Below are 17,584 nucleotides of genomic sequence, written 5' to 3'. Positions count from 1 at the left end.
GTGGCAAAAATGTGGCCAAGCGCAATGTAAGACGGCTGAAGTTGTTTTGCCCGTATTAGTTCCGGGTAGCTGTGGGTAGATATACCAAGTCGTAATCCGGCTTGTGCTATGGCTTCCAGATCGGCCTGCTCAAGGTCTTCCTGGCCAAGATGCACACCATAAGCCGCATATTTAATTGCCAGCTGCCAATGATCATTGATAAATAACCGCAGGTTATAAGCATGGCTAAGTTGCACCGCCTCAGCAATTTGTCGTTCAATCTCACTATCTGAACCCTGTTTAATGCGCAGCTGAACCACATCAGGTTTTAATGGCAGTAACCGGCGTAGCCATTGGACACTATCGACAACCGGATATAAGCCTATTGGCGTGACCATGCTGGCAAAGCGTTTAACCTGTTTTCGCTGCACCTGTAAAGCGCGCTGTTCTGGCCAGTGCAACGTTGGAAAATAATGATACTGCTGTGGCCAGCTGTGATGTTGCAGGCAGCCAGCGCCTTTTCCGGTCGGATAACCGTACTGCAGTGCTTGCTGTAAGTAAGCCGTAGCGACAATAACGGCGTCATCCAGCGGGTAATCCTCAGCGCATACTGCAGCAATAGCAGCGGATAACACGCAGCCGGTGCCATGAGTATGAGCGGTGGCTATTCTGCTGTGCCCAAGCTCGAAATAACTGGTGTCGCTGAAGAACTGATCTTTGATAGCGTCGCTGTCGCCGCTATGGCCACCTTTTACCAGCACGGCTGATGCGCCACCCTGCATCAGCCGGTTTACCTGTTCAGCAACAGGTGCGTCAGGCATGGCAGATAGCAGCGCAAGTTCTGGCAGGTTCGGGGTAATAAGGTCGATTAATGGTAGTAACTTGTGCCAGCTGCTGATAAGCGGCGCATTGGCAAAATTATAACCGCTGCTGCTACTGAGTACCGGATCAGCAATAACGTTGAACGCATAGCGGTGCTTGTTATTTTCCAGCCATTGCAACAGCAGCTCTAATAACTGCTCATCCGGGATCAGGCCTATTTTAATGGCTGCGGGAGGCATATCACTGAGCAGACAATCGAGCTGTGCCAGTAACAGTGCGGGGCTGACCGAGACAATGTCAGTAACAGCATTACTGTTTTGAGCGCTAACGGCGGCGATGACAGTGCAGCCATGGCAGCCAAGGGCCGTAAAGGTCAGTAAGTCTGCCTGGATACCGGCGCCGCCACCACTGTCTGAGCTGGCAATAGCCCAGACAATGGGTTTGCTTGGGATACGTTGCTCAGGCATCTTTTAACGCCTCGTCTGCAGTTTTTTCCAGCTGTACTTGTTGATTTAACCGCATAGAGCAAAACTTAGGGCCGCACATAGAACAAAACTGCTCAGTGTCTGCTCCTTCATGGCTCAGCGTTTCATCGTGATAGGCCTTGGCAGTAAACGGGTCCAGTGCCAGATTGTACTGATCCTGCCAGCGAAACTCATAGCGGGCTTTGGACAAGGCATTATCCCGCTGCTGCGCAGCCGGATGGCCTTTGGCCAGATCAGCCGCATGAGCCGCAATTTTATAGGCAATAAGCCCCTGTTTCACATCTTCTTTATTTGGCAGGCCTAAATGCTCTTTTGGCGTGACATAACAGAGCATGGCACAACCAAACCAACCGATCATCGCTGCGCCAATACCAGAAGTAATATGATCATAACCTGGAGCAATATCGGTGGTTAGCGGGCCAAGCGTATAGAACGGTGCTTCGTGACAGTGCTTCAGTTGCTCGGTCATATTCTCCTGAATGAGCTGCATCGGCACGTGGCCCGGCCCTTCAATCATAACCTGGACATCATAACGCCAGGCGATTTTGGTCAGCTCGCCCAGGGTACGCAGCTCGGCAAATTGCGCTTCGTCATTGGCATCGGCTATGCTGCCCGGACGTAAACCATCGCCCAGCGACAGCGAAATGTCATAGACGGCACATAATTGACAGATATCTTCAAAATGCTGATACAGGAAGCTTTCCTGATTACAAAGCCGGGTCCACTGCGCCATAATGGCGCCGCCCCGCGAGACAATGCCAGTAACGCGTTTCGACGTGAGCCCCACATAATCTTTTAGTACCCCGGCATGGATAGTAAAGTAGTCAACGCCTTGTTCGGCTTGTTCAACCAGGGTGTCGTAAAATACCTGCCAGTTAAGTTTACTGACGTCACCATTTACTTTTTCCAGTGCCTGATAAATAGGCACTGTGCCAATGGGCACCGGACTGTTGCGCAAGATCCAGTCGCGGGTTTGGTGAATACGCCGGCCGGTTGATAAGTCCATCACTGTATCGGCGCCCCAACGGGTCGCCCATACCAGCTTCTCTACTTCCTCTTCAATGCTGGAACTGACTGATGAGTTGCCGATATTGGCATTTACCTTTACTTTAAAATTGCGGCCGATAATCATCGGTTCGGCTTCCGGATGATTTATATTGACCGGAATAATAGCGCGCCCGGCTGCTACCTCCTGCCTGACAAACTCTGCAGTGATTTGTTTAGGTATGGCAGCGCCAAAGCTTTCACCGGCATGCGTGCGAACGCCATCTTTTGCGGCTGCCATGTTTTCTCTGAGCGCAATAAAGTGCATTTCCGGGGTGATAATGCCACGTCGGGCGTAATGCAGTTGGGTGACAGTTTTGCCAGCTTGTGCTCTGAGGGGCTGGTGCTCAAATTCAGTAATTTGTTCATCCAGCGCGATATCAGCAAAAGGTGGCAGCGGTGAGCGCTCTGTATCGGCACGGGCCTTAATCCAGTTTAGCCGCAGTTTGGGCAGGCCTTTTAACACATCCAATGGCTGCGTGGGATCACCGTAAGGGCCGGAGCTATCGTAAACCGGTAGCGCAGCATTAGCCCGGGTTGTGCCGTCGGCAAGGCGGGTAGGATTAAGATAAATATCACGCACAGGTACCCTGACGCCACTATGCTCGCATTCAAGATAGCGACGTGTTGAACCTGGAAAGGTTTCGCCCTGCAGCGCCTGAATATAGGCACGGGCATGAGTACGTAAATCACGTTTAGATAAGGTAGTAACAGACATAGCAAACTCCGGTTAACAAGTTGAGGTTGCTTGTCCGGAGTGGGGCAGGAAATAACAAGTAGCCAATCCGCGGGCGGATTGATGCTATATTAAATGCTGTAGCTCCCCTTGTTTCCCTTCGCAGGTATTAGCCTGATCAGGTTCAACGGATCCCGTTTTCACGGTCTCAGCCCGCTGTAAACAGCTGGGCACTCCGACAAGATGGTGTTAAGTATTCACGTTTTCCTAACGAAATTCAATAGTGTTGTTTAAAAGCTTGCACAAAGAGGGTAGCTGTATCGCTGTGTGCAGTGTAGATAACAGCGCTACAAACTCTGAACATATAAATACAGCGACTTCAGAATTTTCATCTTCTGTTCATCACTGGCATATTCATGGGCCAGATTTTCCAGCGCCAGACTAAACTCTTCCATGGTCAGGTTGGGATTATCCAGGCCGTGCATTAGTTTATCAGTACGGTAGCGTTGCCATTTGTGCTGTTCAGGATCATTTAAACTTTGTGGATAGTTTCTTGACCGGTATAAAAACAGTAAGCTGTTTAACCGTTCATCGCTGAACAATGGTGGGTTTATTGCTAATTGATCCGCTGACAGTTGATGTAACTGCTGCATTTTTTGTTTATCAGCATCGCTGATAAAACCATTATATAACTGATAATCCGGATTAGTTTCAGTGGGATACTCGAGGGGTTGCTGATAAAGCGTAACGACTTTTTGCTGAAGTTGCCGGTGTTGTTTAAACCATTCCAGATGCTCTAGGCAACGCGCTCGGTTAATTCCCAGCTCAGCAGCCCGTTCAACACTGAGCGTTTTTGCATTTGCCAGAACCGGACACTTGTTTAAATGAATCAACTTTAAGCCCAGCCGCTCTTCACCTTCGGCCAAATCAGCAGTTCGGGTATACAATTTATTTTGCAGCGTATCGAGGTCATCTGTCAGCAGCGGCGAAGGGTCTGCTTGCAGGTTATAGCAGATAACGGCGTTTGTATTGGTCGGATGAAACGCCAGTGGCACTATCCAGCTGACGCAGCCAGTGCTGGCAGGAAATTTTGAGGAGACATGCACCAAAGGCGTCAGGCCGGCGACATCGATCAGTTCGGCCGCCTTGGTTTTTTTACGAAGTTCGAATAAATAGCTGAATAATTTCGATTGCTTGTCTTTAATCAGCCGGGCTATGCCGATTGTAGCATAAACATCTGACAAGGCATCGTGGGCGTGCTCATGAGCCAGGCCATTGGCTTTGCTTAAATGTTCCAGCTTAAAGCTGGGACTACCGTCTTCCCGCAAAGGCCAGTTGATACCTTCCGGGCGAAGTGCATAGCAGGCCCGAACCACATCAATCAAATCCCAGCGACTGTTTCCCTGTTGCCATTCACGGCCATAAGGCTCATAAAAATTGCGGTATAAACTATAACGTGTCACTTCATCATCAAACCGCAAACTGTTATAGCCCAGCACACAGCTGCCAGGCTCGCTGAACCGGCTGAGGATCTGTCGCATAAATTCAGTTTCGGGCAGGCCCTTTTTATTGCAAAGTTGCGGAGTTAGGCCGGTGATCAGTGCGGCTTGCGGGTGAGGTAAATAATCATTCGCTAACTGGCAATACCATACATCAGGCTCACCAATAATATTCAGGTCGGCATCGGTGCGAATACCCGCAAACTGAGCTGGGCGGTCGCGTTTTGGATCGGCGCCCCAGGTCTCATAGTCGTGAAAATAAAAAGAAAGCGGTTGCGACATAATGTAATTCTGAGATTAATACAGTGGCAGTCGTTCAGGAATGCATCGGATAATAACACTGGAAAGAATATGACGTGCTACTTTTTGTCGTTATTAACTAAGCTTTCCAGTGCCGAGCCGGGATCTTCTTCACCACAGATTGAGTAGTCTTCCGGGCAGGCTGCTTCGGCATCACGATGTGGCAGAGGCTTACGCACAGACTTTGGCTGCTCAGTTGTATTTTCTTTATTGCTCTTTTCACTTCTGGACTGGCTTGTCATAATCATTGTGTTTTGCCGATAACTGTTCGAAGTATAGATAATTACTCAGACAACGCAATATCAGACGTGACGCTGAATCTTCTGCTAACCGGAACCCGCGAAATGGTTCAGTGCTCTTATTTTACCGTCATATCGTTTTTTATCCGTCATGCTTATTGCTGCTTGCTTTGACAGTGTCAGATAATAAATGGCTGACAGGTTATCATTCAGAGCGAGGTAGCTGCTGGCCAGCCCAGAGAATGCTTGGTGCATTTGGGCATCAAGCGCTAACGCCTGTTTAAATAAATCTATGGCGTGATCTGGCAGGTTGCGGTTAAGTGCCTCAGTACCCAGCATAAGGTAATACCAGGGATTCATTTTTCGTTTTTCGTATACCAGCTGTTCCAGTTTTTCAGCATCATTATTATTGCCGGTTAAACGATAAAGTACCGCCAGATTAGCCATCGTGTTCGCTGCGGTGGGATCGAGCGCCAGGCTATGATGGTACGTCTGCTCAGCCAGTTCTATAAAATGATGTTGCCGGTAAAGTACCGCCAGATTAGACCAGGTGACAGCGTAGTCAGGATCTGCTGCAATAGCTGCGCGATAGTAGCGATAAGTTAAGGCATAGTTAAAATTATCAAATGCTTCTGCAGCCTTATTATTATAGAACATGGCTACCACTCTTTGAGAGCTGATCGCCTCGGTAGCGAATTGTTGTTTAGTAACATCAGGATCAAAATCAATAATGATTTCGCCATCGGGAATTATCAGGTCAGAAGCTGCATCATGCTGTGGCTGCTGTAATCTGACGTTAATATGGCCATTTAGCCAGGTTTGGTTAAGCTGACTGCTCCAGAACTCCGGAATGCTGACATTCTGGAACGTTGCGTTAAGGCCAATTTCTCTGGCAATACTATAAGTTAAAATTGATAAACTTAAGCAATTGGCCTGCCGTGTCGTCAATGTATCACTTGCCGTTTTTGTGGTTGCAAGATTATAAAGGAAGGTTTTCCCCGTATGGGAAAGAATATACTCAACAATCGCTATGCTGCGCTCGTTAATATCCTGATGGGATGTCAATAACGTTGTCAATTCGGTTTTGGTATGTGCTGGCAAGGCAAATATCTGCTCAGCAGTTTCTATCGGGTATAACGCTCCAGCAAAGTGGGCCTGCGTAATTAAAAGCTGTTCTGGTTCACTGAGTATCCAGCGCTTGGCAGTCTGCTGGCACGAAGCAACAGTCATCAGAGATAAAGCGAAACTAACTACGATCGCGTTAGGCATGATACTGCTCCGATAGACATACTGTTACAGTATAGACCAGCAGAATTATTGGTTAGTTTGGCTTTGTTAAAGTAGTTTTGCTGCAGGCAGCTGAATCCATACTAAGTTGTTATCTGAAAATAACTGCGGTACAAAGATCACCGACAACAATCATAAGGAAAACCAATGAAACACTTGTTACTTGCTATACCCCTTTTCCTGTCAGTCAGTGTTACGGCAGCCAAAGCACCTGTGGGCATTGTGATCCATGGCGGAGCCGGTACCATCGATCGCGTTAACATGACAGAGGCGCAGCGGCGGAATTACGAAGCGACCCTGACGCTTGCTGTAAATAAGGGATATCAGGTGCTTGCCTCCGGTGGCAGCAGTCTAGATGCGGTAACGCAGGCAGTCATCATTATGGAGGATTCGCCGTTATTTAATGCCGGTAAGGGGGCAGTTTATACCTGGGATGAAACTCATGAGCTGGACGCTGCCATTATGACCGGACAGGATCGCAATGCTGGTGCTGTTGCCAGTGTAACAAATGTTAAAAATCCCATTCTTCTGGCCAGAGCGGTGATGGAACATTCAGAGCATGTCATGTTAACCGGCAGCGGCGCTGAACAATTTGCCGCTGCGCGGCAACTTGAGCTGGTTGACAACGCATATTTTAATACTCAGTTTCGCTTTGAAGCGTTAAAAAAAGCAAAACAAGCCGAACAACGGCTGCCGCATCAGGCGGCAATTATACCGGATCCAAATTGGAAGATGGGTACCGTCGGCGCAGTTGCTATCGATAATAATGGTAATCTGGCGGCGGCGACATCCACCGGCGGGATGACTGCCAAACGTTGGGGCCGGGTGGGGGATGTACCTGTAATTGGTGCAGGTAATTTTGCAGATAACAGCAGCTGCGCGGTATCAGGTACTGGTCATGGTGAGTATTTTATCCGATACAATGTTGCTGCAGATATTTGTGCCAGAGTGAAATATCAGGGAAAAACTGCAGCAGCAGCGGCGGAGGAAGTGATCGCTGAGCTATTGCAGATTGGTGGCACAGGAGGGGTTATAGTCGTTGATAATGAAGGTGAACTCAGCTGGGCTTTTAACACCCAGGGCATGTATCGGGCAAAACAGAATCATACCGGAACCGTTGTCGAAATTTTTGCTGACCAGAATGAAAAAACAGGAAATTAAGCAAAGCTTGGCTAAACTGAATAGAAGCAAATGGGTTGCTATGGGATGTTTGGAGGGGAATAGATGGATTTGCTGAAAGTAGCCGACTATATGCATCGTCATCCGGTCATTTTCACCGTTGATATGCCGGTTGAAATGGCGGTAGACCGTTTGATTAAGGGCAGACAGACAGGTGGACCTGTGGTCGATGCCACCAATAAAATTATAGGTTTTGTATCTGAACAAGACTGTCTGGCACGAATGCTGATGTCAACTTATCATGATCAGCAGGCGGCCCGGGTAGCAGATGTGATGAATCCTGAGGTTTTAACGGTAAAACCCTATGACGGCGTAATCGATTTGGCACAAATGATGCTGAAAATAAAACCTAAACTATATCCGGTGGTCGATGACAACGGCTATTTGCTTGGCATTATTACCCGAACAGATGTGTTGGCCGCGATTGATAAGGAGCTTCATTCTCATTACCGACGTGTTGTTTAACGCTAGACCTTACCCCTGCTAGCTTGGTAGCATGACGCCCTCTGATTGCTGAGGGTGTTATTTTGTCTGTAGAGCCGCTATTAAGTGCTGCACTGTTATATTCTAAACTAACCGATTGTCTGTTGCAGGATCAATTCCGGCTGCGACGAAGGCTAAACCAGTGTAAAAAAAATACCGAGCCTGTGGCTCAGCAGCAACAATTGCAGAGAATTGCCGCAGATATTGCGCGTTCAGTTGCAATCCGCGATCTGCGCCAGGCAGCAGTACCCGCTATTAATTATCCGCAAGATCTGCCTGTCGCAGCAAAAAAAGACGATATCAAGGCAGCAATAGCCGCTAATCAGGTGGTGATCATTGCTGGTGAAACCGGCTCAGGCAAGACCACCCAAATTCCCAAAATTTGTCTGGAATTAGGTCGCGGTATTACCGGAACTATCGGGCATACGCAGCCACGACGTCTGGCAGCGCGTAGTGTCGCTGATCGGATAGCTGAAGAGCTGGGCTGTCAGCCGGGACAGCAAGTCGGCTATAAAATTCGCTTTGGTGACCACACCAGTAGTCAGACGCTCGTAAAGCTGATGACTGACGGGGTATTGCTGGCTGAAATGCAGCAGGACCGTTTTTTAAATCAATATGACACCATTATTATTGATGAAGCTCATGAGCGCAGTCTTAATATCGATTTTTTGCTGGGATATTTCAAGCAGCTGTTACCCAGACGACCAGATTTAAAACTGATCATCACCTCGGCAACCATTGATCCTCAGCGATTTTCCCGCCACTTTTTCGATGCCCCCGTTATTGAAGTATCGGGTCGTACCTTTGCAGTCGAAACCCGTTACCGGCCCTTTACCGAGCAGGAGGACAAAGATACCGATCAGTTGCAGGGCATTTTTGATGCAGTTGAAGAATTATACCGGGAGCCTCGCGGTGACATTCTTATTTTTTTAAATGGAGAACGTGAGATAAGAGACACCGCCGATGCGCTGGAAAAGCTTAAGTTACCTCACACCGAAGTGCTGCCGCTTTACGCAAGACTAAGTGCTGCTGAACAAAACCGCATTTTTCAAAGCCATGCGGGCCGCAGAATAGTGCTTGCGACTAATGTTGCTGAAACCTCATTAACGGTTCCAGGCATTCGTTATGTTATCGATCCCGGTACTGCTCGTTTGTCCCGATACAGTTATCGTTCAAAAGTACAGCAACTACCGATAGAGGCAATCAGCCAGGCCAGCGCAAACCAGCGTAAAGGCCGCTGTGGCAGGGTCGCCGCCGGTATTTGTATTCGCTTGTACAGCGAAGATGATTTTTTAGGCCGGCCAGAATTTACCGATCCGGAAATTCTGCGTACCAATTTAGCATCGGTCATTATGCAAATGCTGGCGCTGGGTCTTGGCGATATTGATGCGTTTCCGTTTTTACAGCGGCCGGACAGCCGCTATGTTAATGATGGTATTAAATTACTGGAGGAGCTTGGGGCCATCGAGCCACAGCGGGGCCGGCAGCAATTAAGTTTAACTGATTTGGGTAAACAGTTAGCCAGATTACCCATTGACCCGCGACTCGCCAGGATGGTCGTGGCAGCCAGCGGCAACGGATCGTTAAATGAAGTACTGGTGGTAGTGGCCGCTTTGTCCATTCAGGACCCGCGGGAACGACCGTTGGATAAACAGCAAAAAGCAGATGAGAGCCATGCCCGCTTTGCGGATACAGATTCTGATTTCAGTAGTTGGTTGAAATTGTGGGCCTACCTGCAGCAACAGCAGCAAGACCTTAGCAATAACCAGTTTCGCCGGTTGTGCCGCCAGGAATTTTTAAATTACCTGCGGGTGAGAGAATGGCAGGACTTAGTTGCCCAGTTAACTCAGTTAGCAAAAGAGCAGGGCATGATATTTAACAGTAATGCCGCTGATTATCAGCAACTGCATAGTGCTCTGTTGACCGGTTTATTAGGCCAGGTGGGTTTTAAAGATACCGAGGCCGACTATCTTGGTCCACGGCAGACCCGGTTTTATGCTTTTCCAGGCAGTCATCTGTTTAAACGCAAACCGAAATGGGTGGTTGCAGCCGAATGGGTTGAGACCAGCAAATTGTATGCACGTAGCCTAGCAAAAATTGAACCGGAATGGATTGAACCGCTGGCGGCACACTTAGTCACTCGCAGTTACAGCGAACCGCACTGGGAAAAGAAACGCGGTGCTGTGGTAGCCTATGAACAGGTGTCACTATACGGTCTGGTTATAGTGCCAAAACGCGCCGTGTTGTACAGCAAAATTGATGAACTGGTCAGCCATCAGATTTTTATCCGCGAAGCACTGGTTAATCAGGAGCTGGGCACTAATGAGGCATTTTTAACTCATAACCAGCGGCTGATTGAGGGGGTTACGGCGCTTGAAGAGAAGTCGCGGCGGCGGGATATTCTGGTTGATGAAGAGACGCTGGCAGCGTTTTATGCCGAAAAAGTTCCGGTCTGGGCCAACAACCGGATAGATTTTGCCAAGTGGTGGAAAAAGCAGCGCACCCGTCAGCCTGATTTTTTAAATTTTGACCCCGATAGCCTGCTTAACCGTGATGCCAGTGATATTACCGCTGATAAGTTCCCGGAAAGTTGGCGTCAGGGCAATTTAACCTTGCCACTTGAATATCATTTTGCGCCGGGTGAGCCGGATGATGGTGTCAGTGTGATTATTCCGCTGGCCTTACTGAATCAAATTGATGATAGCGGTTTTGACTGGTTGATCCCGGCGCTGCGGCATGAACTGTTAGTTGCTTTAATTAAGTCGTTGCCCAAGCAATACCGGCGCAACTTTGTACCGGCCCCCAATTACGCTGATGCGTTGTTACAAGCCATTTTGCCGGAACAGGGCACGTTGCTTGATGTTATCAGCCAGCGGTTAAAGCGCATGTCTGGTGTGAGCATTCCCGAAGATGCCTGGAATTTAGCCAGCTTGCCGGCTCATTTAACCATGAATTTTAAGGTGGTTGATGACAAGGGCAAAACGTTACAACAGGGCCGCTCCCTTACTCTGTTAAAACAAGATTTGCAGGGCGAAGTACAACAAAGCCTCAGTCAGGTAGCCGAGCAGGGCATAGAGCAAACCGCGCTGACAGACTGGAGTTTTGGCAAATTACCGCGGGAATATGTAAAAATTCAGGCTGGGTATGAAATTAAAGCTTTCCCGGCGCTGGTAGACGAAAAAGACTCGGTGGCAATAAAGCTTTTGGATAATCCACAGCAGGCAATACAAACAACCAGACTGGGGTTACGCCGCTTATTATTACTGAACGTACCATCGCCGGTAAAATATCTGCAGGAGTCGTTACCGAATAAAGCGAAACTAGGACTTTACTTCAATCCGTTTGGCCGGGTGCTGGAACTGATAGATGATTGCATTGCCGCCGGGGTGGATGCACTTACGCAGCATGATATACCAGAGACAACCGCAGATTTCGCTGTGTTACGGGATAAAGTCAGAGCTGAACTGGGTGACACAGTAGTGGCGATAGCCTTGCAGGTTGAACAGATTTTAACCCTGGCGCACGATATTCAGAAGAAATTAAAAGGCAAGGTTGACCTGGCGCATATTCAGTCTCAGGGCGATATTAAGCAACAGTTAGCTGAGTTAATTTTCAAAGGTTTTGTCAGTACCCATGGCGCTTCTAAGCTTGCTGATATACTACGATATTTGCAAGCAATGCAAAAAAGACTGGAAAAACTGGTGGTTGATCCACAACGCGACCGGTTACTGATGCATGAATATCAGAAAGCTGCAGATGCCTACTATAATTTACTGGGAAAGTTCGCCGGTGCGCCGGTAATACCTGAACAGGTAAGCACAATTTACTGGATGCTACAGGAATTAAAAGTATCTCTGCATGCTCAGCAGCTGGGGACGCCATACCCTATTTCAGTGAAACGGATACTGCACGCGGTAGCTGACATTAAAACCGCACAGTAAACAGGTTTATTGGCTAAATTTAACCCGCTGCTATGATACTTTACACGCTGGCGGGAAAGTTCTATAACTAACACAGAAGTAATAACAGGGGAAAGTTATGTTAACTAAGGGCGATGGACGGCATTATTTCAGGATGATGGTAAATGCTGATGTACAGTTACTGCTAAATGATCCTGAAGCAGGCCGGGTGATAGATGGTGTCTGCCGGGACTTGAGTGCGTCTGGGATGTCAGTGGATATTGATGAGCCGCTGGAAATGGGCACTTTAATAAAGGTAAGGCTTGAATCAAATAACGCCAGCATTCCCCCTCTTGACGCGACCGCCAAGGTAGTGCGCTGTGCCCAGGAGAGTGAAGAAGGGTATCAGATTGGTCTGGCATTTATGGAGTTGAACTAACCCGCATATTACAGCGGGTTGGCGACCTTGCCTGGCGTTATGTTATTTTGCAAATCAGGCCTTTCAGGTAATGTCCCTCCGGAAATGTGCTCAGTACCGGATGATCGCTGTCCTGTTGTAAACGTTCTAAAATCAGGCACTGACGTTTCGCATCCAGCGCAGCGTCAGCCACGATTTTCTGAAACAGACTGTCTTCCATTAAACCTGAGCATGAAAAGGTAAACAGCAAACCACCGGGTTTCACCAGTTGCATCGCGACCATATTAATATCTTTATAACCGCGACAGGCACCCGGCAGTTGTGACTTATTTTCAGCAAACTTTGGCGGGTCCAGAATGACCATATCAAACTGCTTGCCCTGCTCCCGGTATTGGCGCAACAATTTAAAGACATCCGCTTTTTCCTGAGTCAGAGCGCTAAGGTCAAGTTTATTTAAGCCGGCATTGCGCTCAGCTGTAGCCAGAGCTAACTCAGATAAGTCGACATTAGTGACATGGCTGGCACCACCCTGTAATGCTGCCACGGCAAAGGTGCCAGTGTAACTAAAGCAATTTAGCACAGATTTGCCATTAGCATAGCGCTTAACCGCCTGACGGCTTGCCCGCTGATCGAGATAAAAACCGGTTTTATGGCCATTTAGCACGTTAACCAGTAAGGCCATACCGTGTTCCTGAATAACCACCTCAGCGCTGTCACGCGGCAGATGTAACCAGCCAGTGGTAGGCTCCAGGCCCTCTTTTTTTCGTACATCGACATCAGAGCGCTCGTAAATACTGTGTTCAGGGAATAATTTTATTAAGGCATTAAGCAAGGGTTTACGGCTCGCTTCAGCACCGGCAGACAATAGCTGACAAACCAATACATCGGCATATTTGTCGATGGTTATCCCCGGCATACCATCTGATTCACCAGCAATTAACCGTACCGCATTGGTTGTTGTTTGCTCAAACAAGCTTTGCCGCAGCTGCCAGGCCAGCGTCAAACGGTCATAGAAAAATGCATCATCGATAACCTGGTCCTGGACAAAACTCCATACTCTTGCTCTTATCTGAGAGCGGGGCGAGTAAGCTGCAGTGGCAAGCCATTCTCCTTTGCTGCTTAATACATCGACAATATCACCGCTGTTTGGGGTACTGATCACCTGACTGATTGCGTTAGAAAAAATCCACGGATGCTGCCGCTTTAATGCTTTCTCCCGGCCCGGGGCAAGAATAATGGCTGGACTTGCAGTTGGCTTACTCATAGGCTTGGTTACACTGTGCTAGACTAAAAGCCGCATTTTAGAGAAGCTGACAGCAAAGCTAAAGCAAAACCTGTCAGTTACCAGTAATTAGGAAATATATGCCTGAAGTTCCGCCACAAATGCAGGTGATGACTGTTATACAACCGGGAAAAAACAGTTACCTGCAAACCGGCTGGCAATCTGTGCCACAGCCCGCGCCCGACCAGTTATTGTTAAAAGTGAAAGCTGCCGGCGTTAACCGTGCTGATTTAATGCAGCGGCAGGGACTTTATCCGCCGCCCGCTGGTGAAAGTGATATTCTGGGGCTTGAGGTAGCAGGTATTGTTGTCCAGGTGGGGACTGAAGCAGACGAACATTGGCTGGGTAAAACTGTATTTGGCATCGTTGCAGGGGGCGGTTATGCGGAATATGCCCTGCTGCACAAGGGGCATGCTATGACGAAGCCAGAGCACTGGAGCTGGGCGCAAGCTGGTGCCGCAGCAGAAACTTTTTTGACTGCATACCAGTTACTGTTTCATCTTGGCGGTTTAACGGCAGGGCAACGGGTTTTACTGCACGCCGGAGCCAGCGGTGTGGGAACCAGCGCCTTGCAGCTTGCAACGCTTGCCGGGGCAAAAGTTGCGGTAACGGTCGGCCGTGCGGATAAAGCTGAGGCGTGCCTTAAGCTTGGCGCTGAGCTTGCCATTAATTACCGCTGCACTGATTTTGCTGAACAATTAACCGGGCACTGGCCTGCAGGAGCGGATCTTATTCTTGATCCGGTTGCCGGAGATTATCTGCAAAACAACATTACCGTATTGGCTGACGATGGTCTTATAATAATCTATGCGCTGATGGGTGGCCGGCTGATTGAGCAGTTTGATCTGGCCCCGATGTTTAAAAAACGTGGCAAACTGATTTGCAGCACCTTACGCAACAGAAGTAATCAGTATAAAGCAGAGCTGACCAAGGGCTTTGTTACCGCCTTTGGTGAGCAGATGATGCATGACCGATTTGCGCCAATATTGAATCAGAGTTTTCACTGGAATAACGCCCAGCAAGCTCATAATATTATGATAAATAATAATAATATTGGTAAGTTAGTTCTGGAGTTCTGAACCCTGCAGCAGGTTGCTGTCACCAAATTTAATAAGGATAAATGCTAACGATGCAAATTGGAAATGTCGGTAAATCCAATTTCACTAAAGCGGTTAAAGCCCTGCTGAATCGTATTTATGATAATACAGTGGTTGCTGATTCATTATATGAGCAGGCGGCACTTTGGTTTAGTCAGGCAGCCGAACGTGAACAACAGCGGGCAGAGCGGGAGCAGCAGGTATTCTTGTTTAAAGACCGTCAGGCTCAGGCCAGTAAAGGCGATCAGGCGCTGATTGAACGTAATCTGCAGCAGGCTGTTAGTGAGCAGGAAAGATTCAGTCAACAGCTGCAACAGGAGCAACTTAGTCGTTACGAGACACTACGTCAGCTATGCTCAGACATTCTGGCTTTATCTGAAGGCGGTTCTTTTGAAGAAACTAATCTGCAGACAGCTAAAATGTTGGGGACCATCCAGCTGATGTCGCCGACAGAAGGTAAAAATGTTGCCCCTTCGAATCAGAAAAGCAAGCATTTATATAAAGCTTTGCTGAGTTTACGGTTGCTGGACAGGTTATTAATTGATGGTGATATCAATCATCCTTATATTGTTAAGCGTTATCAGGCAAATGCCAAAACCTCAGCAGAAGACCTCTATCAACCATTTCGGGACGATGTCCAAATACCCCTGCTGATGGCAGCGCTTCTGCAGGATATTGGCAGTTGCCACCCGGACGCTCAGCTTATTCTTAAAGGTGTTAGCGGTGATTTAGATGAGTTCAGGATCCTTGAAAACGATGAACGGACAGAGCTGTTAAAAATAAGTTATCGGGAAAGTCTCAACTTTTTTGTACAGGGCATCGGTATTGGCGCTTATCACGGCAACTCTAAAGAACAACGCGATTGGTATTTGCAAAATGAGCGGGAAAAACAGGCTTTTGTGGTTTTTTTGCTGAAAAATGCCATTAAACCTGAACAGGGCGCAGGCAATTTATTAAAAATTCCACAGATATATACTTCGGTCGTCTTATCCACCAAGGCCAACTACAGTTATGAATCTTTACCCAAAGTCGGTCTGGTACTGGAAAAAGGCGTCGAGAAAGGTATTTACAGCCCGGTGGCAGTGGCGGGACTGCTCAAAATTACCGGTGTTTTTCCTCAGGGTTACGGTATCACCTATATTCCGAAAGACTCCGATCGGCAGGATCTGGATCGCTACGAATATGCCATTGTCACCAGTCTTTATCCTGAAAATCCCAGAACGCCGGTATGCAGGATGGTGACCCGGAATCTGACTTACAATGTGTCAGCTCAGGGCTGCGTGGTTAGCGTGGACAATAATTTATATTATCCGCAGGCACGTAAAAAACTGGAGAGGATCAGTGAAGAGCGGCTATTGGAAATTTTAAGCAAACTGGTGTCGAATTTCGAAGAGCGAAAGAGTATGGCATTGCTGCCAAAGTGTTGGCATCCTGAAGAATATTTTTCCTACTCCAAGAACCAGAATCTTTGGAATAAAGCGGTAATAAACCAGAATTAACGGCTGGTGTGATTTTCCGCTGCATTTTTTTGTTCTGCTAACGGCGTGCTGTTGCCAGCTGCAGTGTCAGCTTCTTCTGGGGATAACTCAGCAGCAGTTTCTGCAGCAGATTCAGTGGTGACATCATTGCGCATTTGTTGCTGCACCAGATCTTCATCAACCCTCGGATCAAGCGCAGCTGCCAGCGGTGATGAGACCAGGTCGCCTGATGCCACCTGGTAATCGGAAGACTGTTGCTGCGACAACATTCTTTTGGCCACTTTCTGCGTGTAATTAACCCGTTGCAGCCTGATAAATAAAATCAGACAGGCTAGTGCCATATAGCCATATAACATGCTGTTGCCGAGCAGCTGCATCAGGCCCGATGCTATTAAAGGCCCCAGGGTTGCCCCGATACCAAAAGTCAGTAGAATTGTGGCAGATAATGCAACCCGTTCGTCCGGCTCGATATGCTGGTTAGCCAGTGCTGTCGCCAGCGGATAAAGCGTAAATGCCAGAATACCAAAACAAAAGGTTAAACCGATCAACAGTGCTCCGGTAACGGGCAGAATGGCCATACTCAGTACAATCAGCCCGAGCAGGGCACTATTAGTGCGCAGCAGCCGGCTGCGCGGAATTTTATCTGACAGTTTGCCCATTGGCCACTGCGCCAGTAAACCGGCTAAAATGGTCGCTGACATAAAAACGGCAATTTCCTTGGTCGATAAACCAGTGCCGGCAGCAAAAGCCGGTGCCAGCCCATAAAATGAACCGGAAATTCCGCCAGCCATTAAAATAGTGGTGAGCGATTGCGGCACCTGCCGCCAGAACGGCAGAATTTTCAGTGGTGCCGGGTGTAATGGAGCAGGGTGGATGCGTTTGGTTAACGCGATTGGGACGATGCAAAGCGCATAGCAAATGCCAACAAGCAGTAAGGGCTGTAAACCCAGTTCCGGGAAAAATGATAATACCGTCTGACCACCCACCATGCCAATATAGGAGACAATCATATAGCTGGCGAACACAGTACCACGCTGATTAGTGTCAGCCTGCTCGTTTAACCAGCTTTCCAGCACCATATACTGACACATCATGCCGGTACCCACCAACAGTCGCAGCACTATCCACACCTGCAAGTCATCAGTAAGGGCATGACCAAGAGCTGATGCAGTCACCATACCGGCACTGGCAACAAATGTGCGGATATGACCTACCCGGCCAATCAGTTTATGGCCAAGTTTAGAGCCGACCACCAGGCCCAGATAATAAGCGGACATCATGCCACCTATCCACAGTTGCTCAACCCCATCTGCTGCCAGTGATAAACCCAGATAGGTGGTTAACAGGCCAGCCCCCAGAACCATAATCAGGGTAGTCGCGAATAACGATGAGAAACTGCGAAGCGGACTCAGCATCT

The 17,584-nt window shown here is 48.3% G+C and carries 12 protein-coding genes and 1 riboswitch; of the genes, 6 read left to right on the top strand and 6 right to left on the bottom strand.

Annotated features, from left to right (window positions below):
- The 4 genes from thiD to R3177_RS02420 form a co-directional block, all read right to left on the bottom strand.
- The coding region (gene thiD, locus R3177_RS02435) for a bifunctional hydroxymethylpyrimidine kinase/phosphomethylpyrimidine kinase (protein WP_318969446.1) at positions 1–1,268 on the bottom strand (1,268 nt) is incomplete at its 3' end.
- Positions 1,261–3,048, bottom strand: a complete 1,788-nt coding sequence (thiC, locus tag R3177_RS02430) for a phosphomethylpyrimidine synthase ThiC (protein WP_413229054.1) — start codon at positions 3,046–3,048, stop codon at positions 1,261–1,263. The genes thiD and thiC, both read right to left, overlap by 8 nt.
- A 95-nt stretch (positions 3,049–3,143) precedes the next feature.
- Positions 3,144–3,254: riboswitch (TPP riboswitch) on the bottom strand.
- Between the two features lie 99 nt (positions 3,255–3,353).
- Positions 3,354–4,787 carry an exodeoxyribonuclease I gene (gene sbcB / locus R3177_RS02425; RefSeq protein WP_318969445.1) on the bottom strand — a complete coding sequence of 478 codons (1,434 nt, stop codon included), beginning with the start codon at positions 4,785–4,787 and terminating at the stop codon, positions 3,354–3,356.
- 344 nt (positions 4,788–5,131) lie between these two features.
- Entirely contained in the window at positions 5,132–6,313 is a 1,182-nt protein-coding gene (locus tag R3177_RS02420; RefSeq protein WP_318969444.1) for a hypothetical protein, read from the bottom strand.
- 165 nt (positions 6,314–6,478) lie between these two features.
- Here R3177_RS02420 and R3177_RS02415 point away from each other — a divergent pair, with 165 nt between their 5' ends.
- The 4 genes from R3177_RS02415 to R3177_RS02400 all read left to right on the top strand — a co-directional run bounded on the left by R3177_RS02415 (position 6,479) and on the right by R3177_RS02400 (position 12,331).
- Entirely contained in the window at positions 6,479–7,492 is a 1,014-nt protein-coding gene (locus R3177_RS02415) for an isoaspartyl peptidase/L-asparaginase (RefSeq protein WP_318969443.1), read from the top strand.
- 63 nt (positions 7,493–7,555) lie between these two features.
- Positions 7,556–7,975, top strand: coding sequence for a CBS domain-containing protein (locus R3177_RS02410; RefSeq protein ID WP_318969442.1), 420 nt, complete (start codon positions 7,556–7,558; stop codon positions 7,973–7,975).
- A 62-nt stretch (positions 7,976–8,037) separates the two neighbouring features.
- Positions 8,038–11,934: an ATP-dependent RNA helicase HrpA gene (gene hrpA, locus R3177_RS02405; protein WP_318969441.1), complete on the top strand. Its 3,897-nt coding sequence runs from the start codon at positions 8,038–8,040 to the stop codon at positions 11,932–11,934.
- A gap of 97 nt (positions 11,935–12,031) precedes the next feature.
- Entirely contained in the window at positions 12,032–12,331 is a 300-nt protein-coding gene (locus tag R3177_RS02400; protein WP_318969440.1) for a PilZ domain-containing protein, read from the top strand.
- A 37-nt stretch (positions 12,332–12,368) separates the two neighbouring features.
- Here R3177_RS02400 and R3177_RS02395 read toward each other — a convergent pair whose 3' ends face one another.
- Positions 12,369–13,574, bottom strand: coding sequence for a class I SAM-dependent rRNA methyltransferase (locus R3177_RS02395; protein ID WP_318969439.1), 1,206 nt, complete (start codon positions 13,572–13,574; stop codon positions 12,369–12,371).
- 98 nt (positions 13,575–13,672) lie between these two features.
- On the opposite strand from R3177_RS02395, the gene R3177_RS02390 reads away from it, so the two are divergent.
- Positions 13,673–14,671, top strand: a complete 999-nt coding sequence (locus R3177_RS02390) for an NAD(P)H-quinone oxidoreductase (protein ID WP_318969438.1) — start codon at positions 13,673–13,675, stop codon at positions 14,669–14,671.
- Between the two features lie 50 nt (positions 14,672–14,721).
- Complete coding sequence (locus R3177_RS02385) at positions 14,722–16,188, top strand: hypothetical protein (protein ID WP_318969437.1); 1,467 nt, start codon at positions 14,722–14,724, stop codon at positions 16,186–16,188.
- Here R3177_RS02385 and R3177_RS02380 read toward each other — a convergent pair.
- Positions 16,185–17,582: an MFS transporter gene (locus tag R3177_RS02380; protein ID WP_318969436.1), complete on the bottom strand. Its 1,398-nt coding sequence runs from the start codon at positions 17,580–17,582 to the stop codon at positions 16,185–16,187. The genes R3177_RS02385 and R3177_RS02380 overlap by 4 nt on opposite strands.
- Positions 17,583–17,584 lie beyond the last annotated feature (2 nt).

It is taken from the genome of Arsukibacterium sp., from assembly GCF_033722355.1.
In the GTDB taxonomy this organism is placed as follows: domain Bacteria; phylum Pseudomonadota; class Gammaproteobacteria; order Enterobacterales; family Alteromonadaceae; genus Alishewanella.
This window is presented reverse-complemented; position numbering and strand designations above follow the sequence as displayed.

Excerpts from the sequence above, each read along its gene's own strand:
- R3177_RS02395 (WP_318969439.1), bottom strand. The coding sequence starts at position 13,574 with ATGAGTAAGCCAACTGCAAGTCCAGCCATTATTCTTGCCCCGGGCCGG.
- sbcB (WP_318969445.1), bottom strand. The coding sequence starts at position 4,787 with ATGTCGCAACCGCTTTCTTTTTATTTTCACGACTATGAGACCTGGGGC.
- R3177_RS02400 (WP_318969440.1), top strand. The coding sequence starts at position 12,032 with ATGTTAACTAAGGGCGATGGACGGCATTATTTCAGGATGATGGTAAAT.
- R3177_RS02420 (WP_318969444.1), bottom strand. The coding sequence starts at position 6,313 with ATGCCTAACGCGATCGTAGTTAGTTTCGCTTTATCTCTGATGACTGTT.
- thiC (WP_413229054.1), bottom strand. The coding sequence starts at position 3,048 with ATGTCTGTTACTACCTTATCTAAACGTGATTTACGTACTCATGCCCGT.
- R3177_RS02415 (WP_318969443.1), top strand. The coding sequence starts at position 6,479 with ATGAAACACTTGTTACTTGCTATACCCCTTTTCCTGTCAGTCAGTGTT.
- R3177_RS02385 (WP_318969437.1), top strand. The coding sequence starts at position 14,722 with ATGCAAATTGGAAATGTCGGTAAATCCAATTTCACTAAAGCGGTTAAA.
- R3177_RS02410 (WP_318969442.1), top strand. The coding sequence starts at position 7,556 with ATGGATTTGCTGAAAGTAGCCGACTATATGCATCGTCATCCGGTCATT.
- R3177_RS02390 (WP_318969438.1), top strand. The coding sequence starts at position 13,673 with ATGCCTGAAGTTCCGCCACAAATGCAGGTGATGACTGTTATACAACCG.
- R3177_RS02380 (WP_318969436.1), bottom strand. The coding sequence starts at position 17,582 with ATGCTGAGTCCGCTTCGCAGTTTCTCATCGTTATTCGCGACTACCCTG.